This window comes from Cedecea sp. P7760 (genome assembly GCF_013386425.1).
GTDB classification, from domain to species: domain Bacteria; phylum Pseudomonadota; class Gammaproteobacteria; order Enterobacterales; family Enterobacteriaceae; genus Cedecea; species Cedecea selenatireducens.
This window is the reverse complement of the sequence record NZ_JACARU010000081.1, coordinates 1-24,809: the sequence shown is the minus strand read 5'-3', so window position 1 is coordinate 24,809 and position 24,809 is coordinate 1. Positions and strand designations below refer to the sequence as shown.

22 protein-coding genes and 1 pseudogene are annotated in these 24,809 nt (G+C 41.3%); 7 read left to right on the top strand and 16 right to left on the bottom strand.

Annotated features, from left to right (window positions below):
* Positions 1-193 precede the first annotated feature (193 nt).
* Together HX778_RS23175 and HX778_RS23170 are read right to left on the bottom strand one after the other, a co-directional pair.
* Entirely contained in the window at positions 194-1,051 is an 858-nt protein-coding gene (locus HX778_RS23175) for a hypothetical protein (RefSeq protein WP_176983178.1), read from the bottom strand.
* Between the two features lie 379 nt (positions 1,052-1,430).
* A complete protein-coding gene (locus tag HX778_RS23170) occupies positions 1,431-1,742 on the bottom strand; it encodes a helix-turn-helix transcriptional regulator (protein ID WP_176983177.1) in 312 nt (103 codons plus the stop codon).
* Positions 1,743-1,840: 98 nt separating this feature from the next.
* On the opposite strand from HX778_RS23170, the gene HX778_RS23165 reads away from it, so the two are divergent.
* The 4 genes and pseudogenes from HX778_RS23165 (at position 1,841) to HX778_RS23155 (ending at position 5,296) form a co-directional block, all read left to right on the top strand.
* Positions 1,841-2,410 carry a hypothetical protein gene (locus HX778_RS23165; protein WP_176983176.1) on the top strand — a complete coding sequence of 190 codons (570 nt, stop codon included), beginning with the start codon at positions 1,841-1,843 and terminating at the stop codon, positions 2,408-2,410.
* A complete protein-coding gene (locus HX778_RS23160; RefSeq protein WP_176983175.1) occupies positions 2,404-3,792 on the top strand; it encodes a DEAD/DEAH box helicase in 1,389 nt (462 codons plus the stop codon). Before HX778_RS23165 ends, HX778_RS23160 begins: the two co-directional genes overlap by 7 nt.
* Positions 3,793-3,842: 50 nt before the next feature.
* Positions 3,843-4,001: pseudogene (locus HX778_RS25230) on the top strand (IS3 family transposase); the annotation flags it as partial.
* A gap of 902 nt (positions 4,002-4,903) precedes the next feature.
* Positions 4,904-5,296: a hypothetical protein gene (locus tag HX778_RS23155; RefSeq protein ID WP_022652165.1), complete on the top strand. Its 393-nt coding sequence runs from the start codon at positions 4,904-4,906 to the stop codon at positions 5,294-5,296.
* A gap of 185 nt (positions 5,297-5,481) precedes the next feature.
* Here HX778_RS23155 and HX778_RS23150 read toward each other — a convergent pair whose 3' ends face one another.
* The 14 genes from HX778_RS23150 to HX778_RS23085 all read right to left on the bottom strand — a co-directional run bounded on the left by HX778_RS23150 (position 5,482) and on the right by HX778_RS23085 (position 22,061).
* Entirely contained in the window at positions 5,482-6,486 is a 1,005-nt protein-coding gene (locus HX778_RS23150; RefSeq protein WP_022652164.1) for a ParB family protein, read from the bottom strand.
* A complete protein-coding gene (locus tag HX778_RS23145; protein ID WP_015063110.1) occupies positions 6,483-7,736 on the bottom strand; it encodes a ParA family protein in 1,254 nt (417 codons plus the stop codon). Before HX778_RS23145 ends, HX778_RS23150 begins: the two co-directional genes overlap by 4 nt.
* A 2,350-nt stretch (positions 7,737-10,086) precedes the next feature.
* Positions 10,087-12,768, bottom strand: coding sequence for an IncHI-type conjugal transfer ATPase TrhC (gene trhC, locus HX778_RS23140; protein WP_015063109.1), 2,682 nt, complete (start codon positions 12,766-12,768; stop codon positions 10,087-10,089).
* Positions 12,769-12,776: 8 nt separating this feature from the next.
* On the bottom strand, positions 12,777-13,727 hold the full coding sequence (locus HX778_RS23135) for a TraV family lipoprotein (RefSeq protein WP_015063108.1): 951 nt from the start codon (positions 13,725-13,727) through the stop codon (positions 12,777-12,779).
* A gap of 9 nt (positions 13,728-13,736) precedes the next feature.
* Positions 13,737-14,489 (bottom strand): protein-disulfide isomerase HtdT, encoded by a 753-nt coding sequence (gene htdT, locus HX778_RS23130; protein WP_185757620.1) that lies wholly within the window; start codon positions 14,487-14,489, stop codon positions 13,737-13,739.
* Positions 14,490-14,594: 105 nt separating this feature from the next.
* Positions 14,595-15,101 (bottom strand): hypothetical protein, encoded by a 507-nt coding sequence (locus HX778_RS23125; RefSeq protein ID WP_015063106.1) that lies wholly within the window; start codon positions 15,099-15,101, stop codon positions 14,595-14,597.
* An 8-nt stretch (positions 15,102-15,109) separates the two neighbouring features.
* Positions 15,110-16,468 carry an IncHI-type conjugal transfer protein TrhB gene (gene trhB / locus HX778_RS23120; protein ID WP_022652153.1) on the bottom strand — a complete coding sequence of 453 codons (1,359 nt, stop codon included), beginning with the start codon at positions 16,466-16,468 and terminating at the stop codon, positions 15,110-15,112.
* Entirely contained in the window at positions 16,458-16,898 is a 441-nt protein-coding gene (gene htdO / locus HX778_RS23115) for a plasmid transfer protein HtdO (RefSeq protein ID WP_015063104.1), read from the bottom strand. The genes trhB and htdO overlap by 11 nt, the downstream gene beginning before the upstream one ends.
* Position 16,899: 1 nt before the next feature.
* On the bottom strand, positions 16,900-18,138 hold the full coding sequence (locus HX778_RS23110; protein WP_015063103.1) for a type-F conjugative transfer system secretin TraK: 1,239 nt from the start codon (positions 18,136-18,138) through the stop codon (positions 16,900-16,902).
* Between the two features lie 2 nt (positions 18,139-18,140).
* The gene (locus HX778_RS23105) at positions 18,141-18,926 is read right to left on the bottom strand and encodes a TraE/TraK family type IV conjugative transfer system protein (protein WP_176983174.1); all 786 of its coding nucleotides are present in this window, start codon (positions 18,924-18,926) and stop codon (positions 18,141-18,143) included.
* Between the two features lie 11 nt (positions 18,927-18,937).
* Positions 18,938-19,255, bottom strand: coding sequence for a type IV conjugative transfer system protein TraL (locus HX778_RS23100; protein WP_022652151.1), 318 nt, complete (start codon positions 19,253-19,255; stop codon positions 18,938-18,940).
* Positions 19,256-19,306: 51 nt separating this feature from the next.
* A complete protein-coding gene (locus HX778_RS23095; protein ID WP_015063100.1) occupies positions 19,307-19,660 on the bottom strand; it encodes a hypothetical protein in 354 nt (117 codons plus the stop codon).
* 289 nt (positions 19,661-19,949) lie between these two features.
* Positions 19,950-20,135 carry a hypothetical protein gene (locus tag HX778_RS23090; RefSeq protein ID WP_032610388.1) on the bottom strand — a complete coding sequence of 62 codons (186 nt, stop codon included), beginning with the start codon at positions 20,133-20,135 and terminating at the stop codon, positions 19,950-19,952.
* Between the two features lie 1,050 nt (positions 20,136-21,185).
* Positions 21,186-22,061, bottom strand: a complete 876-nt coding sequence (locus HX778_RS23085; protein WP_015063098.1) for a RepB family plasmid replication initiator protein — start codon at positions 22,059-22,061, stop codon at positions 21,186-21,188.
* A 541-nt stretch (positions 22,062-22,602) separates the two neighbouring features.
* Between HX778_RS23085 and HX778_RS23080 the strand changes: the two genes are divergently transcribed.
* Genes HX778_RS23080 through HX778_RS23070 form a run of 3 tightly spaced genes read left to right on the top strand, consistent with a single transcriptional unit; the run spans position 22,603 to position 24,610 of the window.
* Positions 22,603-23,676 (top strand): hypothetical protein, encoded by a 1,074-nt coding sequence (locus HX778_RS23080; protein ID WP_022652149.1) that lies wholly within the window; start codon positions 22,603-22,605, stop codon positions 23,674-23,676.
* Between the two features lie 17 nt (positions 23,677-23,693).
* Positions 23,694-23,894, top strand: a complete 201-nt coding sequence (locus tag HX778_RS23075) for a hypothetical protein (RefSeq protein ID WP_022652148.1) — start codon at positions 23,694-23,696, stop codon at positions 23,892-23,894.
* Positions 23,891-24,610 carry a hypothetical protein gene (locus HX778_RS23070; protein ID WP_015063095.1) on the top strand — a complete coding sequence of 240 codons (720 nt, stop codon included), beginning with the start codon at positions 23,891-23,893 and terminating at the stop codon, positions 24,608-24,610. Before HX778_RS23075 ends, HX778_RS23070 begins: the two co-directional genes overlap by 4 nt.
* The last annotated feature ends 199 nt before the right edge of the window (positions 24,611-24,809 follow it).

The following is a 24,809-nucleotide window of genomic DNA, read 5'->3' as shown; positions in this document are numbered from 1 at the left end:
CATTACATAGGAATCTGCTATGTTACAAAACAATTATTAACTAATAATCATGGGAGATATATTTAACTATATAACATAACTATAAACCATATTGTATTTGCCACTTCTTATACATGTTTTTAAATAACCGCTAGTCAATCTGAGGGATGACTGACAGCGGTTCAAACACTGTGAAACGTTGTTAAATAACTTTTCACTTGAACAGGCGTGCATGCCCTAATTTTTCTAGCGCATCGTTAATCGCTTCAACCTCTAGGGCGTCCATGCTTCCTGTAATGAACTCACGCATAGCTAAAGTGAATGATTCAATTTCTTTTAGATAATCATCTATTATGGATTTTTCAATTGGAACTTCTTTTCCGTCTTTATCTTTTCCATTTCGATGAACAATGTCATGCCTTAAGCTTATAGCAGAGACAACTTTGTCCTTAACATCTTTTTCAATATCAAAATCACTTGTATTTAAGATGATTTTATAATAATTGAAGACATCAACAAATCTATGATAAAGAAGATCATTCAAAACTTTATAAATTCTTTTTTCTACAATTTTCTTAGCTTCATCATTCAATACGGAGTTTACCGGAATTTTTATTTCGCTCACAGCTGGTATATTTGCCGCATTCTGAGTAAATTCAACTCTAGCAAAAGCAGCAGAAACCAACATTTCCTTCAGGCATGATTCCATAAGTGTAACAGCGTAAGACAGTCTCATCTTAAGAACCATTCGACTGTTCGGGGATTTTACTGCAGCCATCAACTTACTCATATCCTCGAGCTCATTTAGGAAATTATTGTAAGCTTCAATGTGGCCGTTTCTTTTTGCCCATTGAATTTCCTCTTCAATATTTAAATCAAGATAATAATCATCCATGCCATCATCGTCATTCCTCATAATTCCGTCATTTTCATGTGTATGGTAATAATTTAACTCCCATTCATCCCATTCATATGAACCTTGCTTAATTCCGCTTGGACCATTCTCTAATATCCATTTAACTTTATAATCATCTTCGAGTTGATCCATAACTAAAGATTTTGTAGATCCCATGCTAAGTTCCTTATAATAAAAGTGTGATATCCACATCAGATACAGCTTGATAATTGTGATGTGCAAGCTTTAAACTTCCAGAAGTTTTTTCTTACACACATTGACTAAATGTTCATATCAATGAATAGTCTACAATGCTCACAGATTAATAAACAATGAAAACTAGAGGAGATGCATTATATCTGTGAACAGGGGCTCAAATTTTTTCTTTGGGAGTTTTTTCACACATGGAAACATGGAGAGTAGAAAAAGCTTGTATATCTGATGAACTCCACCCATTAGTTAATACCGTTTGTTTTTAGATACGCCCGCTCCTGATACCGAACGAACATATCATCTTTGCCCTATCCTATATTTCCTAACTTAGCCATACACACTACTAGGGTTGCTTTTTGTTAAGCTCAGCAATTAGAGCTGCTTGCTCTGTTTCAGTCATGTTTGCTATCAGCCTGGCTAACTCCGCTGTCAGTTCGCTTTCACAAAAGAAGTAGTTTATCGGAACTCCAAGCTCATCGGCCATGCGCTTAAGGGTATCGATATCTGGTATGTGCCTTCCTTTCTCATAATGGTTCATGCGACCACTCGCTGAGCTTGGTTCCATACCAACTCGGATACCCAATTCTCGCTGAGTGATCCCGGCTTTGGTTCTGGCTGCTTTGAGCCTGTCAGGTATCGGGTTTGGGTGAGCCACGTAATCATCATCGTTGCCTTAGAGTGCTTAGATTGTCTAAGTTTCGCCAGTTTCTGTATACTTAGCAATCCTAAGTTTATAAGTTTGGAATTTTGTTAATGAAGTCTGCAGTAAAGTTACACCCATACATTTATAATTTATTGATAGAGAAGGGTTTTGAAGAGTTCAGTGCTACTCAACTAAAGGATGCATTACTAAAAATCACGGATGAATATAGCCAAGTGGGCGAAGCCAGAAAGTTCATCTATCGCCAGCTTCTCCGATTAGAGGCATTAGGATTTATATGTAAAATTGAGAAAATTGATGGGCATTCCAAAAAATTTTACAAAAAAACGGAGCTCTTCTATTCCACAACATTCACATCTGGAAAAATACCCAAGAATTCCCGCCTTCAAGCTGTGCCTGCAACGGTTGACACAGCAGCATCTGATGTAGATATCTTTTTAAATGATATTAAAAAAGAAAAAGTTATTCACGAGGCTAAGCTCGCCGTAGTTCTTAGTGAAATTGAAGAGTATCAGTCACTTATGGCGCGGTTTCCAAAAAAGAAAAGCTATTTGACAGGCCTCTATCAGCAGGCAAAAAATCAGTCGGCTGCATTACTTGGTAAAGTGACAGCTTTATCAAAAGTACTTGGACAGGATAGCAGTGAGCATCATATATGTTGAGGAAATGGCAGAGTCACTGTGCTGATGCAGCGCTAAATAAATATCAATCTGGGTCGCCACATTTTTTATGTCTTGCTTGCCCTGGTGCCGGCAAAACTGTAATGGCTGCGGAGGTTGCAAAGCGAATGCTGGAACTCGATCTGGTAGATATCATCATATGCTTTGCCCCTTCAACAACAGTGGTTTCATCGATAAAAAGCACTTTCTCTCATATTCTAAAAAGCAACTTTTGTGGAAGTCTGGGATCTGTTGGAGCTGCTTACACTTACCATAACCTTATGTATTTTGATGAAAATTTCTGGGATGCGTTACAACGACACCGGTTGTTAGTAATTTTTGACGAAATTCATCATTGCTCTGGCGATTCACTCGATAATGCCAATGTTTGGGGTGGGGAAATACTTACTCAAGTTCAAAAATGTGCAAACTATACATTGGCATTAACCGGAACCCCATGGCGAACTGATAATGTGCCTATAGTTTTATCAAATTATACCGATCCGGATGGTGAGATTTGCTGCGACTACATCTACGGCTTGCATGAAGCCATTATCGATAATGTTTGTCGGAAACCTAAGATTGCGCTTATCAATAGTGATAATTTAGTTTTTTCTTCAGAGGAGGCCACAAAATGTTTCGGGTCTGTCTCAGAATTCTTGAACGAAACATTAGTTTCTTATCAATCAATACTTTGGCACCCCGAAGCAATGAAGTATGTCATTAAAGCTGGGTGCGAAAAACTTCGTGAAATCAGAAAGGTTAACTCTGATGCAGGTGGTCTGGTAGTCGCTTCTTCAGTTGAGCATGCGTACCTGCTCCTGGCTATTCTGGAAAATGAATTCGCGCAAACCGCAACGATTGTGACATATCATGATAAAGAAGCACTTTCAAAAATCGCGCATTTCCGGCAAGGAACTACCGAATGGATTGTTAGTGTCGGCATGATCAGTGAGGGTACAGATATCCCACGCCTTCAGGTCTGCTGCCATCTGAGCGCCATTAAAACTGAACTTTACTTTAGACAGGTGCTTGGCCGTATTCTTCGTGTAAATCAAAGAAAAAACCAAGAAGCTTGGTTATTTACTATAGCTGCAGAAGAATTAACCTTATACTCGGAAAGGTTAGTTAAGGATTTACCTGAGGATTATAAAATTTTGCAGGAATCGTATGAATCGCCATCAAAAAAAACAAGTGGTAATTTATTCGAACCGTTAGAAAAAAAGCAAAATAATGATACGAACAAAGAAGAGAACTTCTCTCTTGAAATGGATTTTAATGAAAGCCACCAATCAACCGCCTCAGTAAAAGAGAATACTAACTCATTAAAAATACACTCATTATATCAACAGGTTATAGATGCATTCCTATTCTCAACTAACTAACGTAGATATCACTTAATCTTTTAGTTTCCGCTTGTAGCGCGGATGCGTTTAACCTGACCAGGTCGATGGATTTTATCATGGATGAAATTAACAGCGGTCGCGAGATTATGTGATTAACCAGCGTGGCTGATTTTGCGAATGAGTGCCTGCCTGTCACCCACGTTTTTAAGATTTCAGGGGTTCAGGTGACTAGTGTTCTAGACAGCATTTAACTGTTTCGTGGCTATCTATCGACGATGAAACTTCAGTACTGAATTGTCAGACTCCGTCAGAGCTTGAAGCACGGTGGCAAAATGAGACATCAAATAGTAAGAAAACACGTATTACCAACTGATGGTTGTATCCAATCTTGAGGGCAGATCACTAGCCCACTTACCTTTGAGTAATGTTCAAATGTTGCACAATTGCTCAACACGTCGCCATGTCACCAGTAAAAATCTTTAATCACGTTTGCTCAGAACTGCGCTTATCTGTAATGTGCGCACGGTGGTCAAGTAGAACACGATTAGAAAGCTAAGTTAGTTGCAATTTGCAACGATCATCAAGCGATCTTTCTCGTAATTTTTAGATAAATGATGTGTAATCCTTATCTAAATTTTTATGCTTGATACCTAAAGTCTGCTGACTGAAAAGTTGTGAAAATTAGATAAATGGGCCAAAAGTTAGATAAACCCCTTGTAGGCTGCGCCATACAAAGGTTTTCTAATTTTTCGATCTAAGTTTTAGTTAGATGTACTTTAGTGATTGAGAGTTCAGGCACTGATGTCTGGCTGCTCGCCAAGAATGGTACCAAGGAATTTATTGAGTTATCGGATCTAAATCTAGCCGGAAGCCGTTGCACCTATTCATCGCGTGGGAAACTGTTATTAACACCTGGTTCAGTTTCATTGTTTACTGTTCCGACTGTTGGTTTACTCGGCCTTTGCTACGACAACACTGACCAATTAACGTTTATTAATAACGCATTTACCAAAATTTCACAAAAGTCGAGTGATGGACCCACATTGCCATTGTTGTTCAGTATTAGATATGAATTTCCCGGCTCGGGTGAAACAAACACAACGCTAGTTACGCAATCATTAAGTCTTGCATTTTTGGAACAGGAGCAATCATGAAATCTATATTGGCCGTCATCTGTATTTGCTGCTGCGAGGTGGCTTTTGCTTATCCTTATCGCATCTACACAGCACCTGATGGTGCCATTGTGAAAAATATACTGACCAATGAAGTGATCGGTAGGACACCGGTTGAAGTTGATGTCAGTAATACTGAAGCAGGCTCCACGTTCGGGATATCTATGTATCGGCATGAGAATGTTGCAATAAAAATATTCACAGTAATGCCAAGCGCGGAAAATAACTTTACTGTTTCAGGTCCCGACGTTGCAACAATGTCTTTACCAGGTAAAGCCCCTTTAAACGTAATTAATGACAGTAATGCAGCAGCAGTTCACATAGATCTCAGGCCTTTTCTTTCTGAACCTGTACATCAACCCATTCAATAGTTAATTTAGGTCCCTGTCATGGGGACCTGCAATCTCATTTATAAGGATATTTGTTCTAAAGATCATGCAGTTACACGCATCTAGAATGATTAAGGCTTTACAGTATTGATAATGGAGGGAATGAAATTAAGGTCAACATAGTAATAAATCCGCATCCTTGCGATGCGGATTAATGCAAAATTTAATTATTCTTTTTCTTTCAACTTCGATTTTATAAACTCCTCAATTTCTGCGATCAATTCGCTATTAATTCTATTAAATTCAAACCTAATTTTTCTTCCAGACGCATTTTTGCTAATCCTTGCATATTTATCTTTATTATCAAACACGGCTAATTCACGAGTTTCCCACCCCTTGCTAGGAGGTTTTATGTCAAGCTGTTCAACTACTGTAGTAATTTTATCTATTACTGTCTTCTGTGCTTCGGAAATATCGGTTACATCCAAGCTCCTTATTTCCTCCCGAACATTATCTACAACTTCCTCAAGAGAGAATAAATTCTTTTCGACGTACTTCTGTAGTCGGGATAAGCGATTGTAATACGAGTTAGGAATACCTTCATAGTCAGGAAAGAGAGCAATAAGAGAATTATCTATCTTCGCCGCCTGGATACGCTTAGAAACAGATACATGGCTGATTCCGAGATAATTAGCAAGCTCTTCATTAGTTGCAAATCCAAGGTCTTTCATTTTCTGTAAATACTGGAATCCAACTTCACGGTAAGAAAATCTCCGTGATGTCTGTGCTGCTGTAATGATGGAATTAATATCTTCCGGGGATAATTCATCCGGCAACACCCATAGTGGCAAATCCTTCGCAGATTGAATACAACAGAAACGCCTACGACTGCCCTCTATAAGCAGATACACCCCATTTCGTTTGACAGCAACGCCTTCTGTATCAACACCACGTACCTTAATTTGTTCCAGGATATCTCGAACTGCATTTACAGTGAGAGCTTCCTGGTTTCGTGGGTTCATAGGGTGTACTGCGGTTTCCAGTTCCACCTTCTCAGCCGGTACAATGATGTGTTCAGCTTCCAGCTTACGTCCATTATGTAAAGCAAACAGCTTCCTCAGTCGAGGCTGTGATTTCAGGCCTGGAAGCCCGGAGCGATGGCTGACTTCAGTACGCTTAGGTGCATTAATATAACGGGATTTGTCATTCCCGATATGCTGCTCATCACTCATGCGTTACTCCTTTCTTTCACAGAAAAACTCTTAATCTCATTTATAAATTGCTGGTAGACCGCCATTACAGATTCTTCAGCCACATCAAGCTGCTTAGGTGAGCAAAGCTCTTCAGACTTTTTAATATCCAATACGGTTCTGCCCCTTGATGCTGCGGCTTTAAACGCTTCGGAATTTTTAATATTTGCAGACATAAAGAGTTCCTGCACTGTTCTTACCAGTTTATCCAGAACAATTTTTTCATATGGACTCTTATCGTCTACGTTAACAGCCAGCACTTTGAACCACCTCAGATTTTCGCCCTTGCTCGGCGATTGTTTGAAACGCTCGCTGATGGTCAACATGAAATCAGTTGTGGAAGCATAATCGTATTCACGAGGTGATACGGCAACAAGAATGCCATCAGCGGCTTCATCAGCTGCCCAAGTGATTGGCGAATCCTCTGGTGGAGTATCGATGATAATCAGGCCGTATTTTTTCTTCAAAACAGGCAGAATAACTTCTTTGAATCGAAGTAATAGCTCTGTTCGTTCTTCTCTGGAACACTGCCAGTATTTATCTTTAAATCGCGCATCTGTAGGAAATGCTGTAATAACATCAAGATTCGGTAGGTGTGTCGAAAAAGGCATACTCTCAATGATTTCTTCTTCCGAATACCCTAAATCAAGGTATTTTTTGTAATCTGAGTCCTCTTCATAAACCCCTAAGATGGCGTCAATAGCAGTGAGGAAAACATCATCTTCCGCTACACTTTGTATCATCCCGCTACCAATTGAGCCTTGTGGGTCCCATTCGATCAAAAGTGTCCTTGCGTTTAGATGCATATCAAGCGCTGCGGCTACAGCAAGAGCCCCTGAAGTTGTACTCTTACCCGTGCCGCCCTTATGGTTCTGCGTTACGATTGCACGGCTATGGTAATAGTCGCTGTACCGAGGACAGCCCAGAGCATCCATGATTTTTTGGACGTCCCACCTGGTATAGAGATGGTTTTTGTTCTGAAAGATAGGAGCACCAACCAGACCTCTATCTTCAAGATCGGCAAGGATTTTATTAAAGGTGACGCGTGACTTGCCAAAAAAATCTGACAGATTTTTTTTATTCAAACAATGGTTATAGATGAGGCGATCTACACCTTCAACACTATCATCCGAGACCGAAACCCTTGAAGAGACCAATAATGACTCCTTCAGGGAAATCTGCTCGCTCTTCATTCGTTGACCGACAAGGGCGATCTTATCAATTAGATTCATTCTCTTCCGATCCCTTTTAACCTAAATAATGAAATTAAACGCATATATGTACACTTTACGCATAATGCGTACATTCGTGCCTTATGCGTTTAATTGTAACCGTAATTCTAACTATACGCTAACGTTCTGTTTCTTTTTCGTCGATTATGGGATATCAGCCTCATCGGTTTACTTTGTTATGTGTAAAAAGAGAGTTATAAGGAATGACTTTCAACATTGGCGATAGCAAACTACCGACTTAACAAGAGTCAGCTATGTGGCAACTAACGTCAATTCCCCTGTATTCAAAAGCATCTCTTTTTGGGCTGGCGATTAACGGGGTTAAATGTTCCGGCACTCAAACAGCATCCCGCCCTGGGCTGGCGATTAAGGGGGTTAAATGTTCCGACACCCGGACAGCGTCCCTCCCTTGGCTGGCGATTAAGGGGGTTAAATGTTCCGACACCCGGACAGCGTCCCTCCCTTGGCTGGCGATTAAGGGGGTTAAATGTTCCCGCACCCAAACAGCATCCCGCCCTGGGCTGGCGATTAAGGAGGTTGAATGCTCCGGCACCCGGACAGAATTCGGCCTTGAGCTGGCGATTAAGAGGGTTCAATGTACCGCCGCTCCGACAGTATCCCGCGCTGGGCTGGCGATTAAAGGGGTTAAATGTTCCGGCACCTGGAAAGTATCCGCCTTGAGCTGGCGATTAAGGGGGTTAAATATTCAGGCACCCGAACAGTATCCCGCCCTGAGCTGGCGATTAAGGGGGTTAAATATACAGGCACCCGAACAGCATCCCGCCCTGGGCTGGCGATTAAGGGGGTTAAATGTGTTCCGGCACCCGGACAGTATCCCGCCTAGAGCTGGCGATTAAGGGGTTATATGAATCAGTTCCCGGGAGGGATCTATACATGACCTACGATAAAAGCAAAACAACATTAAAGTTTGGTTGTAAGAACTGAAAAGTACAAAGTTGAAATATGAAACGCGGGTTGGACCTCTCTAACGTTAGTGGTAATGACTTATGGTGCAAACATAAATCTACATATTTATGGGAAGCTGGTTAGACGACGTCCGGTCTGAAGCGCACAGACTGAAAGAGTACCGTGTGGTTCGGCGTGAACCCAGACAATAATGTTAATTCTTCGCAGCAAAATAAGAGGGCGTTCTCACAAAAGTTGTGGAGACTTGTGCAGATTACTTCTTCTGAAATCTCGTAGGCCGTTCTAATTATCTCTATGTTACTAACATTTAATTTCCTTTACCTTTTCTAGTGTTTTCGAAATAAGGTTTCGGTGTGCTAGAACTTTGTTGGAATTTAAAGCCTGGACTCTAATACCGGGCAAAAGAGTAGAATATGCCAGGCCCCCGCAAAATTTTCGACGGCTAAGGCGCCATTCAGGAATGAACTAAATCCTTCCTGCTTACCTCGTGATCCAAAAGATGGCATTCAGAATACTAAGAAAGCACGCCGAATCTGAGCCTATAACCCTTTGGCTAAATTATGCAAAGCAATGTTACTCAACACCCGGGATAAACTTTAAGGTGTTTATATACCAATTTTGGAGATTAAGGCGCACATACCCGGCGGAGCGAATTGGTTGGATCGTCAGTAAATTGTTTTATTAGGAATAAACTTCCCCAATTTCAAGATGCGAATTTCAGGTTTTTTGGTAAATGGCACTACGCTTGTTTTACAGATAGCAACCAGTTACAACATCTCGATTAACCATATTCTAGTAATCACTTGAAGCTGAAAATGGTTGACTATACCAACCTAAATAGAAGGCATTTCATTTTAGTTCAAAACAAAACTGCAACTTAATAGTTATGGTTGGTTTAGATAACCACAAATACGAAAATTGACTAACAAAACAAAAAGAAACCAACTCACAAATATTATCTCTAACTTGTTAAACAAACCAACAAGACATGAGTTATTGTTTGTTTTTCAATGCCTTACCAAACTTTAAATCGATACATAAGAAATTATGGGTTGCTTAGCTAACCATAAAGATAGTGTTTATATCTAATATACAGTAGCGCGACAAATTTGGTTATCACTTGCAACCACAACATCCGTATCCAAGGCAGGAAATTTAGCTCAGCACAGGCCGAGCATGATTAAACATCAGCCGTATAAAAGCTACATCACCAATCAACTTAAGTAGAAGCCCCAGAGAAGCCAATCAACAGTATCTACAAATAAAATTTAGGGATATTTAGGGGAGTTAATTCGATCCAGAAATTCTGAACCTGAACAATTGTTGCGGGGGAGGGCAGTGTAACACAGTTAAAAACCTGTATTTTGAGTAAAGTACGGATACCTCATCCAGTAAAGATGAGGTATCCAGTACTACTTAAACGTTATGCAGCTGCATTGCTAGCAACTTCCTGTTCATACAGTATCTCAATTGCTTCGCCGTAAGAGCAATCAAGACGGCTTTGTATTTCCCATAGCTTTCCACGGTCGGTACTGTCAGTCGTAAAACAAAGCTCCATTTTCCTGTCTACATAGAGGCGACATATCTCCTGGAAATTCTCGAATCGGACGAGCATCTCAGAAAATGCACGCTTTATCGTTCGTATGTTTTTCATACGCTCATATTCAGCATCAGTCGTGGAGAAGTAGTTATTAGCCTTCATGGCTTCTATGCTCTCCTTTTCCTGCTTCATGATGATCTTCCACGGCGAGTTGGCCGTCAGGGCTCGACCTACCGAGGAGGTGAAGTAATCTTCAAAGGACTGGGTAATACAAATACCAGCACAGTTCGTTTTCCTGAATCGGCGCCAGGCAGCTTCAAGGAAAGATGAGAAAAACTGATTTGACTGATTACTGGAGCCTGAAGCATTATCCGGGCGAATATACTCCCATGCCTCATCAAGGATGAACAACCGGCGGCGACCGTCCTTTTTGATAAACATTGCATGCTGAGCAGCTTGAATGATCGACATGAGCACGACTGTCTGGAGGTGAGGGGTACCCTTCAACTCTTCAAGCTCAAGAACTATAAACCGACTACCGAAGTTTATTGGCGGGAGCTTTTCGGTAAATCGATTTCCGTAAATGCCTCCTTCACACCATTGCCCTAATTGCTCACCGATATCTTTAATACGCTTATCTTCATGGGCAGAACAGCGGCGTGCAAATCCTGTAATAGAGCCTGTACTTCCGACTTTACGTGATTCGTTATATTCATCACCAATCAGTTGAAGCATGACCGATTGTTGAAAGTCGTCAATATTTCCTTTTTCAGATGCCATTATTTTTAACTGATTCAGGACCATAATGGTCTGTGCAACTTTATCCTTTTCTTCATCGTTATTATTTGAGTCGTCATTGAAAACAGGCGCTTCATCAAAAACTCGGTCTGCAACAGTGACATCGGTCAAAAATGCGAACGGATTCAGAGTAAAATCAGGCTTTTTACCAAAATCTATAAACTGACTATTTGTATATTGCTCCGAAATACCCTGATACGAGCGACCAACGTCAACTACAAAAATCTGGGCTCCATCAGGGTCAAATGCATCATAAGCATTGTTTTTGAAACCTTCAAAAGTATCACGATAATGGATCAGATTATTAGAACGCGGCCCTGCACCAAGATAGTTATTAATGATGTATGCAACCCAGAACGATTTGCCTGCACCAGAAGTCGCCCCAACAACCATATTATAGCTGGCAGAAGTCTTGAAGATATCAAGCCCCAACAGCTGGCCCTCTCGTGAGACGAGGTTAAGTACAGGTCTGTCAGTATTACCTTTCCATGGGCCGAATAGAGGGGTCATATGCGCTGCACCAGTATTACTGACTACCTCAAAACGGTCCAGATCTAGTATCGTCTTGGGGTCATTACACATTGGAAGGCAAGAGACAAAAGATGGAAAGATGATGTATGAATCATCAGCCACTTTAACGCGACTTTCCAGATAAAATGATTTTAACTGGTCTGCGGCAGACTGGACATCTAATGCTGAATTCCCCATGACGGTAAATGTCAGATAACTGTGTAAAAGACGGGCCCCATCTTCCAGTTCACGTGTTACCGCCATGTAATCATTATCCATGTCCTTCAGTCTTGGACAAAACGTTAAGACGGTTGGGATACTAGCTTGTTTGTTAGTAATTGCCTTATATCTGACGTTATCTCTAGCTAATTTTAAGGGATCGGCGAAATGGACTGTTTGAGTTATCATAAATGGGCTAAATATAGTTTTACGCCCATTCATCCAATTCACTACAAGTTCATACATGCTTCCAAAATTTACATGTTCTGGGAACTTGACCACAGATAATTGTTTGAAATAACGATGTTCAGAAACATCAGTACTCTGCGTTGTAGATGAAAAATTATTTTCAGTTACTGTATATTTTCGCCCCGGAACATTTAGCTGTTCGTTAAGACGCCTCATAGTGTTGACTTCAACATGACCTTCAGCCCAACGTGATGTTTTTCCCGGATGCATTAATTTATCCATGCAATAAAGCCAGTTTTCGGCGCTAACTTTATGTGGAAAAAGGCCCAGTGTGTTCAACTTACTGATTAGGTCAGAGTACAGTGCATCGATGCGATTAATTTCAATTTCAGTAGGAAGCGCAGATTTCAACGGAATAGAAAATGACATCCAGATCTGAAAGTCACGAAGCATTAATTTATCATGATCCGGTTTTAAGGGTTCATTTAGACTTCTATCATAATAATCCAGCTGGTAGGCCGTGAGTAAGTCCCCCTTAAGCTTATCATGTCCTTCCATTCGACCACCACGAACTGCCGACCAGGCACTTAAATGCAAGGTCAGGTCCGGCAGTGCTGTTAATGAGGTCTGACAGATAGTGTCAGTAGGAAAATCCATTTTAAATAATTCAGCTAACACATCCTGCTGATTATCAAAAACACCAGGTGAGGGGTTACAAATAAACATAAACCCAAGCCGATTACCGTCTATTAGAAAATAATTCGTGCCAGGAATCTGGTCGTATACAGGAATAAACCCACCAAACTGGTGGCGACTTAATTCTTTATTATAGATGTTAGCAGATTTCATTCGCGACCTCAGAGTTGTCTGATAATACCGTTAGACGAAACTGCTTTCGTTGCTCGCTGTTGCTGTTGCATATTTTCACGAGCGGCATCCTGAACTTGCAAAGGAACTATTCGCGCCGGATTTGATGTCGAATTTTTACCCGCAATCCAAGTTTGGGGTTTGACATTCACATAGACAAAGCCAGGCAGGTTTAAAGCGTCATTATCGTCCGTGTATGGTGCAAAGGTGATTCTCATGACGCGGCCTTGCTGAAGTACAGCAAGCGGTTCTGGAGCTACCACAGCCTGTTTATACCCTTGTGTACGGTATTGCTGGATCTGGCCAGAGCTGAGCGTAGGGTTTACAGGCTGTCCATTATTAACGGAGTAAAGGTCTTTACTAGCACTGATATCGGAATTTGGCGCAACGTAGCGCGGTACAGGTGCCGGAGATACAACCTGTGTTGTTTGCTTCATGACATCAGCAGTCGGATGGATAAAAGGGTTACCGGATGCACCTGTTGAGCTGTAGCTCGTTGTCATCCTTACATTAGAATTAACTGGAACGCCGCTTATCGGCCGTGGCCCGATTGTTGATGTTGGCGCGCCCATTTTTAATGTCTCATCGTACATAACGGGGACTTGGCCAGCAGGTTTAATTTGCGTCGTCTTGTATGTCACAGGCTTATTTACCAAGACGGCAGACTTAGGGTATTGCACAGCGCCAGGCGGCGAAATTTGGGCAGGGTACTGGCTGTCATTGACAGCCGATTTCTCCTTTCCCGAATTAGCTTCTTCCTCCGCAAGGCCGGAAAGATCATCACGGTTATTCGTTAGTTCCATAACTTCACGAGGGCCTTTACAAACGACCCCTTTTTCAATTCCCGGACATTCTGATTCTGAGCTGCCGATAGTACAACCCGCTAGGTATGAAGATGAACCAACAACCAGAGCGCTGAAAATAACTTTTTTAATGTTCATTTCATTACCTTAATTAGTAGCAAATGGGTTTTTGAGTAAGGGTTCGACACTTTGTTTTAACCATGAATCAAAATCTTTCGGTATGCCATTACCGGCAAGTCCGTCTTGTCTCACAACTGAAGGTACGCCCTGTAATTTATAAATACCTGCCAGCATCAGAGATCCTACCAATGGCTCAGCCGGACATGTTTCTGCCTCTTTTTTTGTCAGGAGCCTTTGTTCTATATCGGTCTTATTTCCCATAAGCCAACGCAAGATATCAAGGTCATTCACTTTGCCTTTTTCTTTACTGCACCATAGTTGACGTAATTCTTGCTTTGGCTCACCGGGGGAGGGGATTAAAATGATGTCAACCCGGTATTTTTCTCTTTCGTCATAGAATTTTTTTATTAAATCTTGGCAACCATCACAATCAAGCGTGATAAAAATAGCGGCTTGTCTTTTTAGTTTTGGGTTTCCTAAAGGGATCAATGCCACAGTATCAAGAGGAAAGGGGGCGTCGTCTAAATTAATAAAGTAGGATTTTCGTACATCTTCTACGGATAAGACTGACTTTCTCTGAAGAATGTCCATGACGCTACCACCCGTTATTGTATAACGTCCATCAGTGGTCACAGCCATCAACTGCGAACGTTCATCCTGGAACAGATAAAGACCTCCAGTCGGGATGTAAATAACATCTTTAGGCTTATAGCTTTGCATTTTCGCCAGTACGCCCTCTAAAGGTTTCGTGGACACTCCACCTTCTTTTGCTTTTTCCATTAATGCAGCTGCATCAGTGTTGTTTAATACATTTTCAGCAGCATTTGTAAGGGGTGGACACACTGTGATCATAGAGACCAGCAGAGATAAAAGTAACTTTTTCAATTATCGTATCTCACTTTCTTTTGTTTCGCCTTGTAGAGATTGTACCTCACCAAAACTTCCACCAAGGTCGATATAAGAGACTATTTGAACATTATCTGGAATTGTTACTGCTAATGATGCATCAATAACCAAATAGCCACGAGAACGGTAAACTTTCATTAATGCTTTAAAGTAATTTTCAAAGTTGTTTTTAGACTGTACCAAATCCGGCTCAGGATTCTGCTTATTAAATTCTTTCCTTAAAGTTTGCATATCAAGTACTGCAATTTGGTAGGACGGATTCGACATTGCTTTGACGCTTTCATAAACAAAACTCGCCCCCTTGTATCCATAGATCACGAAAAGCACAGCTAGGCCAGCTAGCATCAAATACTTGAGGGTTTTCTCGATATCTATTTCCAAAGTTACTTTTTTGGTTGTACGTATACCCCCAACAGGTTTAGCCGCCTCAAGCTTCACGTTTTCAGCAGAATCACTTTTTGTTCCTGGTTCAATGTTATTTTCCATAATTAACCTCAGCGACTCGTCAGGTTTGTAGGTATTGTTGCGCCTGATTGAACGATAAACGTAATTGGGCGCCCTGGGCTAACTTCGACTATTGGCCACTGCTGCTCAGCAATTGATGTGTAGTAGTCCACAAGACGGTTTAGACCGCCCTGAGCTGCTCCGGCTCCGGCCAACGCTCCTAATGCCCCGATGTTCGGCGATTGGTATTCAGCCGTTGAGTTAGGATCGATATTTAACGAAGACACCTTAGATGGGCTCAGACTACCAGCCAGTGCTGACAGGCCTCCTGCAAAAGCAGAACCTGCGATCGCATTTCCATTTCTACTTATCAGATTTCCACGAATACCATTTTTCCCGTCATTTTCACTAACTGCGTATGCTTCCAGTTTGACGTCGAAAGCTTTTCCTTTCGAGTTCACACAAGATATTGATGTTGCCCGAATGTATGCTCGCTGTGACGCCAGATCACCCACAGCTGAACCCAACAAATTACAATCCCGCAAATCCATCGTGAAATTGTTTGGCATGATGATGTCTTTTTTAATACGCATAGTGACTGGCATGGGTTCAGCTTTAGACGACAGACTCGTTGGGGCTTCCAGACCATTAATTAGCACCCCTGTGATAATTGACGTCGCTGGGAGAAACATTTCGTCTTTACGTGCCGCATGCCGAGCTTTACTGTCTACAGGAGCGGTCCCGTCGCCGCGAATAGTTCGTGTCGGGGCTTTGTCACCGCCAGCAACGACCTCACGCCCCTCTCTTATCCGGCTTTCGGATATCGGCATAACCTGAATGACACCATCAGAACCATTTGTCTTAATTGAACTCTGCGTGATAGTCCGCATTGGGCTATTTCGGGTCGGTGTGATCGGAGCGTATCCGGAACTAGCCCCATTCACCGCAGCATTTGGATTTAGCTGGTATGGCGTTGCTGGGGCCTGCTCATTGACGTTTTTGCGTGACCCACCTGCGTCGAGATTACGATTACCGTTTCGTGAGGTCTGCATGTCAGTCAACTGCGTCGAGAGCTGCTGGACTTGTGAAGCAAGGTTGGCAATCTGTACTTTGCTTTCTTGCTGGGCCTTTTCAGCTTTATCACGATCTGCCTTTGCCGCATTCTGATCAATGCGGTTCTGCCTGACCATTTCGTTATAAGTCTTCTGGCTTTCCTCGTTACTCAGCTTAGTCATTTGTGAATCATCAATCAGGAACCCAGTTTGCATATCTTTTTTCTGGGTTTTCTTCTCTTTTTTAACCGGAGTGGAAAAAATTGATTGACTAATAACGATAATCAATACAATCAACGCAGCACCAATTACTGAGATTCTGACAGTTTTATTTTCCCAGGCATTTTTAATGTCCATTATTAACTCCACTCTTTGGTTGCTGGAAGCGCTTAACTTTCAAATTTCGTTCGTTTTCTGTCATCTGAGGCACGATATAAGGTTCACCCGCCCTGGGCCATTTATCTTTAAAATTCAATCCTGAATTATCGGATTCAACAGGGGCAAAATCCTTACCATTATTAAGCGAACCAACTTCTTTAATTTCCTTAACTCCGCGCCGACTTTCAAACTCGGTTGAGCTTCCAACGAATTTTTGCGCAAGGGTAGGGTCGCTTATAATTATCGTATGTTCTTCAAACGCATCGTCAACTGTCTCACCCGGTCGGTGGTCATCGGGAACTATATTCACTGTTCCTTTTGGAATGTACTCAGTTTGGTAGTAATAACTGGTACCCAAAAAAACGACTAGTCCAAATGAGACCCCTGTAAGAAAAGTAGCTTTTCTCATTTTATCTTTTAATCAGGCTTGGTCGTGTGGTTACACGAGTCTGGCGCTCTTTAAATAATTTATCCCGCACAATGTAAAGCTCGGTTTCCTCTCCAGGCTGAAGAAATGCTTTATCGAACAAAGCACTTGCAATTACTCCTTCAGTTATACATTGCTGATCAGCGACAACTTGTCCGTAAGGCTTGTCATTTTTAACAAGAATGACATCTATCAATTCCCTAGATCCCACAAGTCTTTGCCCTAACTTTGAATACATATTGAAATTACACGGGGACTGCTCTGAGCTCGGTATACGTGACAAGCGGTCTTCTTGTAAACTAAAACCAGAAGGAACCTCACCTAGCGCAACCGGAGTCAGTAAATCAATGATCCGCTGTTTATGGTCATCCTGACGAGGGTCAGATGGTGCCAACTCTTCTGACTGGGATCGTGCCAGCATCTCATCATAATTATGTTTATCCAAAGATGTCTCACGTTTCGCCTGCATTGTCGGGCTCAAAGAAGTTGTGACCGAAATCATTGCACCAGGAACATCCAGTGGAACCAGTGTCAGGTTATAAGTCGATTCAGGCACTGAATCTTCTGAAAGCATTATTCCAATTGGCTTATCCGTGTTTGTTGAAATAAATACATCGCCGCCGTTAACGAAAATACTGGCTTCATCACCTGGCGTTGAAGTACTTACAGATGCGTTTTTAAATGAAGTTGAAATTCTGTTTTGCAGACCCCGTGAAACTGGCAGTACAATATTCCCACCCGGTGGGACGTTTACTCGCTGCACTTCTTTGTAGCGATTACGAGCTTCTACATATAACTCATCTGCTTTTGAAGGGGCCCCGGTGCTTTGTGCATTTTGTTGAGGCTCTTTCCCTGCCGGTCTTCCGTAACTATCAAAATTTCCGGATTTAACCTGTTGCTGATAACCGACAAGCGTAGGGTTTTTTGACAATGCGCCAGTTATCTCATTGACAGCTGGGGAGGCACTACTTGCAGGTGAAAGACTTGGTAGTTCAGTGGTCGGTTTTGTTGCTTGTGACGTCTCAGGCGCGGGGCCGGTGCCAGATTCTTTAATAATCGCATTTTTCACACCATTCTGAAATTCATCTGCCCCGACAGGCATAACAACCGGGTTATTTACTGTCGCCGGTAACTGATAGTCTTCAGCAAAGACTACATTCGAAGTTGCCAGCAAGATCATTGCTGTAATCGCGTGACAGCGAAAGCCCTTTTTAGAAGTCATAATTAGTTACCTGTAGACGGCGGGGGATTATCGAGTGTTGCCAGTTGTTCTTTGCCGTTGATTGTAATTTTCTTAATATTTGGTGTACCAGAATACTGATTTACATAGGCTATGCGTGGTCGTCCGTTTTTCATACCCAGCACCCATTCAAACGTCCATTTTGATGATTCTGTTTTGTCCGGAACATTAATCAAACGCGTTGATTTCGTTCCCCAGACATAGACCATGTCATTTTTGGTGTCATAATACATATCGATCGGTTTAAATGACTGTTCAACACCACGAGCTTGCATAATATTGGTCTGCTGCTGTAATGACTCACGGGTTTTCGCCTGTAAATCCGGAGAAAGCGCATCCAATATGGTTGTTGTTACAAAGCCTATGTTTGTTGGGTTTATGTTCCCAATTAAAGTACTGAAGAATAAGGCCCATTGAGTTTTATATGACTCTGAGGCTTTATTTCCCACAACTTTAACTTCTTCCGTCATATTAGGCGGAAGCACAATAGTCACAGGATCGGTAAGAAATTGATTTTTTACCACTAAAACTGCGATGACTAATATAGCAATTGAATTCACACGTAAGAGTTTTTCGTCACGTTTAATCAATGCACTATAAGTAATTCCAATTTCAGAAGCTTCAATCTCTTTACTAAAGCGAGCTTTAGAATCCCGAAAGCGTCCTTTTGAGTCTTCGCCTCCATTTTGCGAAGTCTCGTCCTTTTTATCAAAATCGCCATTACTGGCACTTTTAATGAATGGAATTTTAAGCTTGCTGAGATGTTTCATTCTTAGCTCCATCAAGAATAGAGGTTTCTGATAAATGGATCGGTAAAGTAACGACTACTAAACACTGATTTCCCTGGAAACAAGCCGAACCACCACAGTTTGTGTTTGAGTTTTCCTCTAACTCCTTCTTCAGCTGCTTTTTTATATGCAAACCAAAACACAACCGCAACAACTACAGAAGTTATAAAGAAATCAAAAATATTACCACTCGCGATAGTCACGAATGTTATACCCAATTGCTTTGCATCCCAGAATAGAATCAACAAAGGCATATTAATTCTGTAAGGGAAACGATAGGTATGTGGAGGTACCTCGTACTGACTTGTCATAAAAACTCCAGAGAGGGGGAATATCCCCCTCATCGTTATTGTTCTAACAAATCACAGCGGGATACCAGCATCCAGGAACGTGCTGATAATTTTTTCACCGTTTGCCATAATCAGCATCATTAATGCTGAAACCAGCGCCAAACCAAGGTTAGGTTTTACAACGCCGAAATAAGCTACGGAGAACAACATGCCGCAAGCGATGATTTTACCCGGCGCACCAGTTAATGCTTCGCTCATGTAGGCCCAGATATCGCCGAAGGCTCCGTCGTCGGAACCCGCGTACGCTAAACCGCAACTTGCTAAAAACAGGAGAATAAACAAAGGCACTTTTGCATGTTTAGACTTCAGAAATGCAAAAGCGTTAGTTTGTTCTCTTTCAACGTTAGTATTCAATGTCAGTTCCATAATTACTCCGTGTTGATTTGAGTTCACGTAAACGCATTTGCATAATACTTTTTATTTTTCTTTCATTTTTCTGTTAACCACCCTTTTTTTCCCTTAATTGCGCCTGGTGTTTTTTTAGCCTATGAATGTCACATGTGAATACCGTGTGTATATCGGATTGAAGAAGGTGAGGCAGGTTATTTTTTCTTTATAGGGAAGAAGTTCATCGTCTATCTCTTCACCATTTTTGTGATAACCATCCAGTCCGATATTTGAGAAAGCTCTGTGTAAGGATGTCATTCTAAAAAAGTCACTTTTCCCATTGATACAAGTGCTTTTCAGCCACATCCTGTGTGTCGCCCCATTCATGCAAATGCTTTTCAAACAATGCGCCTTTTCCAGCCTCATTCATGCAAATGCCTTTGTAGCAAAGACACATATCCGAAACCCATTCATGCAAATGCTTTTCGACCAAAGGAACCTTTTCCGGGCTCATTCATGCAGTTGCTTTTCGACCAAGGGCAACTTTTACTATTCCATTCATGTAAATGCTTTTTGGTGAAATTCAGCTATCGAATCCCATTAAGAGAGGTACTTTCAGTCCAAAGGCACCTTTTCAGGTCGATTCATCCAAATGCTTTCCGGTCAAAGACACCGTTACGGCGCCATTCATGCAAATGCCTGTCAACCAAAAGCACCTTTTACCATCCCATTCATGCAAATGCTTTTCGACCAATGCCCCGTTTGCTGCACCATTCATGCAAATGCTTTTCGACCAATGCCACCGTTTGCGGCCCCATTCATGCAAATGCTTTCAGCTAAAGGCACCTTTTTACTGTCCCATTCATGCAAATGCTTTTCAGCTAAAGGCATCTTCCCGCCTCATTCATGCCAGGGGTTTCCAACGTAGGCACCTTACACAAACTCATTCAAGCAAATGCTTTTATACAAAAGGCACTTTTCTGTCGCCATTGAAGCAAGTGCTTTTCACAAAGGTCACTTTTCTCCCCCCATTGAAGCAAATGCTTTTCACCACCACTATGGGATTTTTAAACGATTTGCTTTTATTTTCATGAGGTTATGTTTACTTATGGGACCTCTGTTTTGAACTGGATATTTATCAAAACGCCTCTGTTCTAATCATGTCCCAGACAATTACAGGCTTTAATTTTCTGTGCAAATCTCAGTGTGACATGAGAAGGACAGGGATTTTTCACGTATAGCCACTATGCACAAACGTTGATGGGTAGTTTTATCTAAAGGCATCTGGATGAATGACTTCTGATTAAATCATTCAAAATCAATTGCTTAGTATTCGTTATCTAACTCAGTGAAAATTAGTTAAATAAAGCATTCGATCGAATGCTCAAAATTCCCAGGGTGCTTAAGCAAAAGTAAGAAAGGAAGCAGGGAAGCAGGGAAGCAGGGAAGCAGGGAAGCAGGGAAGGGTATTCATATCAGCAGAGGCGTCCAAAAAAGCATTTGGATGAATGCCCGTACGCCTCATTACATCCAAAGTTACTTTTCTGCGAACTGAACCAGAGGATCAGCTTTGTTTTGCCAGAGCAAGCTTTGGACTTCTCTTAAAAATCTGGAACTGAATATCTCTACCTTTCTTAACCTCTTGATATTCAAGGTATCCTATTGATTTTAACTCCAGCATAGCCTTTCTGATGATCTGGTTTTGAGTACGTACTGGAGTCGTCAAAAGAAGCCGCTCACGCAAACGCTTCATGTTAACGAATAACGTTCCGGCAGGCATTGCCTCAAAATAGATGTACAGGCTCTGTGCAGCTTCTTTTTTGGCGAGAACCGACAGTACCTGTAAGCTTAATAGGGTTTTATGATCATACCGGTAAAGCTCCCACATCGAGGGATCACCCACGAGCTCTACTGTGTCCTTCTTAGGGTCAATCATAGCTTTCTGCACAAGGTGTGTGACAGTGAAGCGTTCAGTTTTAGAATCACGGAAAGAAATAACAACGGACGCGAGGTTTGCCAGCGCTTCCTGAAATCGTGAACGGGTTCGCTTGTTGATATTTGTAGAACTGATACCACACATTTTTGCAAACTCATTGAACGACAATGTTATTTTCTCGGAGGCGAATCCATATTTACTGAACGCCATAATGCACCCAAGCCAACACTTGAAGTCCGTGGACATCGAAAGCTTAAGGCCAGTGATCCGGATGTCATCGTATCCTTCTGACCGGGCCAGTTCCATGCTCGACAACTCATCAGAAGCATCAACCTCAAAATTTCTGAATCGCTTCTCTTTAGTTCCCACCGGGGTAAAAACACTTAAGCGCAGTAAAGCAATGGGTTGGACCGATTTCGAAGAGTTTGGACTCAGTTGATAAGTCCTCCCTGTATCCGTGTTGGTCACATCAAACGGATGTGCTAACTCATTGTTATCACTCATTTAAACTTACCCACCATGTTTTTCCCTTTCTACATTTAGCTGTGAATAGATTATTCGTCCAAATGCTTTTCACGCATTAAACTAAATGCCTTTTCAATTCAAGTAAATGCTTTTCTTATTCGATCAAATGCTTTTCGCATGCACCTGAATGCCGGATCATTGCTATTTCTTTTAAAAATCATCACGTTACAATGGTCGTGATCTTTATTGTTCTCTATTGATCTCTATTGATCTAAAGAATTGATCTATCTTGTGGAAAACGGGGATAAATTCCCTCTGAGAAAGAGCTCTGGCCCTACAAATTTAGGATTGGATACAAACCCTGTATAGAATGCAGCCGGGAAAAATATCAGTTAGCATGAAGTTATTAAGAAAGATAAATTCAAACTATTCAGATTTTCTTTTTAATTTAATTTTTAAAACAGCCTATTTTTGAATTAGTAAGATACCTAACCACTAAAAGAAATTTTGTTTTTTATGCCTTCAGAGTTGTTTGAATCTGAGAGCATTAATGTATCATGTAATAAAAAAAGGTGCTTATATGAATCATTGCGACTATCAGATTATTGAAATCAGCCCAAAAGATCTTATTATCGAGCCTGGATTTAATCCACGGGAAGCGGTAATCGGTGATCTTTGTTACGAACAGGAGCCAGTAAAATCGGCAATTATTTCTCTCAAGCAAGCCTATAAAGAGGGGCGACGTGTTGATTTAATTAAGGTAGTAAAGAAGGACTCCAAGTACGTTGTCCGGCAAGGGCATTGTCGTTACAGAGCATTATTGCTTGCTCTCGCGGAAGGAGCTGACATCCAGCTCTTTTCAGTCGTACTTATGCACTACAAGGATAAAATCGAAGAATACCTAGAGAACCTTGATGGGAACAGGAATAACAGTCTCAATCCCGTTGCACTAGCTTACGCACTCGCAGAGACCCTGAAGCTTGGCTCTACCGTTGAATCCCTTGCTATGCGCTATCAGCGGTCTGGCACAGCGATTCGCAATCAGCTTAAAATCCTTGATATGCCTTTAGAACTGCAACGTTTAATCAGCCTAAACCTTATTAAAAAAACACTCGCGATTGAAATCATGTTGAAGTATTCCAATGATCATGCAAAAGTCCTTGCACACTTGGAGTCCTGTTCTTTTTTAGTGCCATCTTCTGGCGTACTTGATTTATCGAAACCAACAACCGTTGAAACAGCAACAAACAGTGAGCCACTCGAAGAACAGGAAAAACCTCCTGTACATATTAACCCTAAAGACATTAAAACAAAGTCTATCACTCGCAGTTCGTTAGGTATTAAACGTCTTTCACATAAAAAAACTGAACGGTTAAAAAATGAATTTATTGGTTTGATTGATAATGTAGGGTCAACAATGTCAGACAATAATAAACTGACAGAATTAATTTTAGACGGACAGCATTCTAATTTATTTATGAACGTCAGTAACACTTTAATCACAAAAACAAATGAAAGTGTAAAGATCACTTTAGATGAAGCAAAACTTCAACTTGTATTAAGTCTTCTAAATGATGAAAATACTGCAATCATCATTCCAAAATCTAAGGTTACAGAACTGAACGAAATTCGTGACCTTTTGACAAATGAGTAGATAGCTGAGGATAATTTATGGACAAGATTGTACATTTTACCGTCATTAATACTTTTAACGATTTACTTATTGCGAAAGCCTCGCTCGACCGTAACATTGTTGAGATCAACGCTGGTAAGCGCTTTGATCATTTTGAAGAAGGACATGATCAGTATGTACAGAAAGTGACTGACGCTTTACTTATCGTGGAGGGACGTCTGGAGAACCTTAAAAAATGAAACATTCAATTTTTTTTACTCACGATGGTTATTTATTGCCAGCGGTCGTAAAGCCTTTCCACGGTAACGATGGGCACTATTATGCCATGATCACACGTGAATGCTTTGCCTGCGGAGGGACAGGAGAAATCGCAAACGCCGTCTGCGTGACATGTAATGGAAGCAAAACGTCACCGGCCACAGAGGAAAAACTGGTACTGAAAGAGGGCATCGAATTTCTTGAAACTATCCCGGAATTTCGCTGCAATCCCGATCTAGACGCTTGGAAACGTAGGCACAGCGGGCACCTGGCATTGTTACAAGCCGATAATTCTAAGTTTGCAGTAAGCATTTCACAGCAGTTAAACAACAATCTCTTTTTAACAGTTCGTCAGTTAGAATCTTTCTACTCAACTTACCAACCCGTTTCTAAAGATTTGCCAGAAAACGCTGATGTACCTGTTGAGCATTCTTTCAGCATTGGTGATGTAGTGAGTATTGATATCATTTTTACAGAAGTGCGAGCTGCTTTTTCAAAAGGCTCCCACAGCTACTTTTTTACTTTTACAGGCAAAAAGCAGAATGATGGATTCGCATTAACAGGTAATGTGCAGGATCATGTTTTATTGGGGCATAGCTATCATCTTTCCGGAAGGGTGAGAAAGATCCACTATTTTGACTCTGTGCCCTACGCATTACTGACGGTGTTTAAATTAACCACAAAGCCTAGTGCGTAGTGAACAGAACTCCCAAATACAGGGTGTTTATTCATTAGCCACAGGCTTTCTGCACTGTCGTGCCGACTCACTCACGTCAAATTTGTTGCTCACGCATCGGGTTTTTACCCGGTTTTAAACTCCGAAAAATATGCCTATTTCTTTAAATTCAACACCCGTTATTAACTAATCTTTTAAATTAAAAATGATAATCTTATTA

Coding starts and splice junctions, on each gene's coding strand:
- HX778_RS23175 (WP_176983178.1), bottom strand. CDS start 1,051: ATGGGATCTACAAAATCTTTAGTTATGGATCAACTCGAAGATGATTAT.
- HX778_RS23165 (WP_176983176.1), top strand. CDS start 1,841: ATGAAGTCTGCAGTAAAGTTACACCCATACATTTATAATTTATTGATA.
- HX778_RS23160 (WP_176983175.1), top strand. CDS start 2,404: ATGTTGAGGAAATGGCAGAGTCACTGTGCTGATGCAGCGCTAAATAAA.
- HX778_RS23155 (WP_022652165.1), top strand. CDS start 4,904: ATGAAATCTATATTGGCCGTCATCTGTATTTGCTGCTGCGAGGTGGCT.
- HX778_RS23150 (WP_022652164.1), bottom strand. CDS start 6,486: ATGAGTGATGAGCAGCATATCGGGAATGACAAATCCCGTTATATTAAT.
- HX778_RS23145 (WP_015063110.1), bottom strand. CDS start 7,736: ATGAATCTAATTGATAAGATCGCCCTTGTCGGTCAACGAATGAAGAGC.
- trhC (WP_015063109.1), bottom strand. CDS start 12,768: ATGAAATCTGCTAACATCTATAATAAAGAATTAAGTCGCCACCAGTTT.
- HX778_RS23135 (WP_015063108.1), bottom strand. CDS start 13,727: ATGAACATTAAAAAAGTTATTTTCAGCGCTCTGGTTGTTGGTTCATCT.
- htdT (WP_185757620.1), bottom strand. CDS start 14,489: ATGGAAAAAGCAAAAGAAGGTGGAGTGTCCACGAAACCTTTAGAGGGC.
- HX778_RS23125 (WP_015063106.1), bottom strand. CDS start 15,101: ATGGAAAATAACATTGAACCAGGAACAAAAAGTGATTCTGCTGAAAAC.
- trhB (WP_022652153.1), bottom strand. CDS start 16,468: ATGGACATTAAAAATGCCTGGGAAAATAAAACTGTCAGAATCTCAGTA.
- htdO (WP_015063104.1), bottom strand. CDS start 16,898: ATGAGAAAAGCTACTTTTCTTACAGGGGTCTCATTTGGACTAGTCGTT.
- HX778_RS23110 (WP_015063103.1), bottom strand. CDS start 18,138: ATGACTTCTAAAAAGGGCTTTCGCTGTCACGCGATTACAGCAATGATC.
- HX778_RS23105 (WP_176983174.1), bottom strand. CDS start 18,926: ATGAAACATCTCAGCAAGCTTAAAATTCCATTCATTAAAAGTGCCAGT.
- HX778_RS23100 (WP_022652151.1), bottom strand. CDS start 19,255: ATGACAAGTCAGTACGAGGTACCTCCACATACCTATCGTTTCCCTTAC.
- HX778_RS23095 (WP_015063100.1), bottom strand. CDS start 19,660: ATGGAACTGACATTGAATACTAACGTTGAAAGAGAACAAACTAACGCT.
- HX778_RS23090 (WP_032610388.1), bottom strand. CDS start 20,135: ATGAGCCCGGAAAAGGTTCCTTTGGTCGAAAAGCATTTGCATGAATGG.
- HX778_RS23085 (WP_015063098.1), bottom strand. CDS start 22,061: ATGAGTGATAACAATGAGTTAGCACATCCGTTTGATGTGACCAACACG.
- HX778_RS23080 (WP_022652149.1), top strand. CDS start 22,603: ATGAATCATTGCGACTATCAGATTATTGAAATCAGCCCAAAAGATCTT.
- HX778_RS23075 (WP_022652148.1), top strand. CDS start 23,694: ATGGACAAGATTGTACATTTTACCGTCATTAATACTTTTAACGATTTA.
- HX778_RS23070 (WP_015063095.1), top strand. CDS start 23,891: ATGAAACATTCAATTTTTTTTACTCACGATGGTTATTTATTGCCAGCG.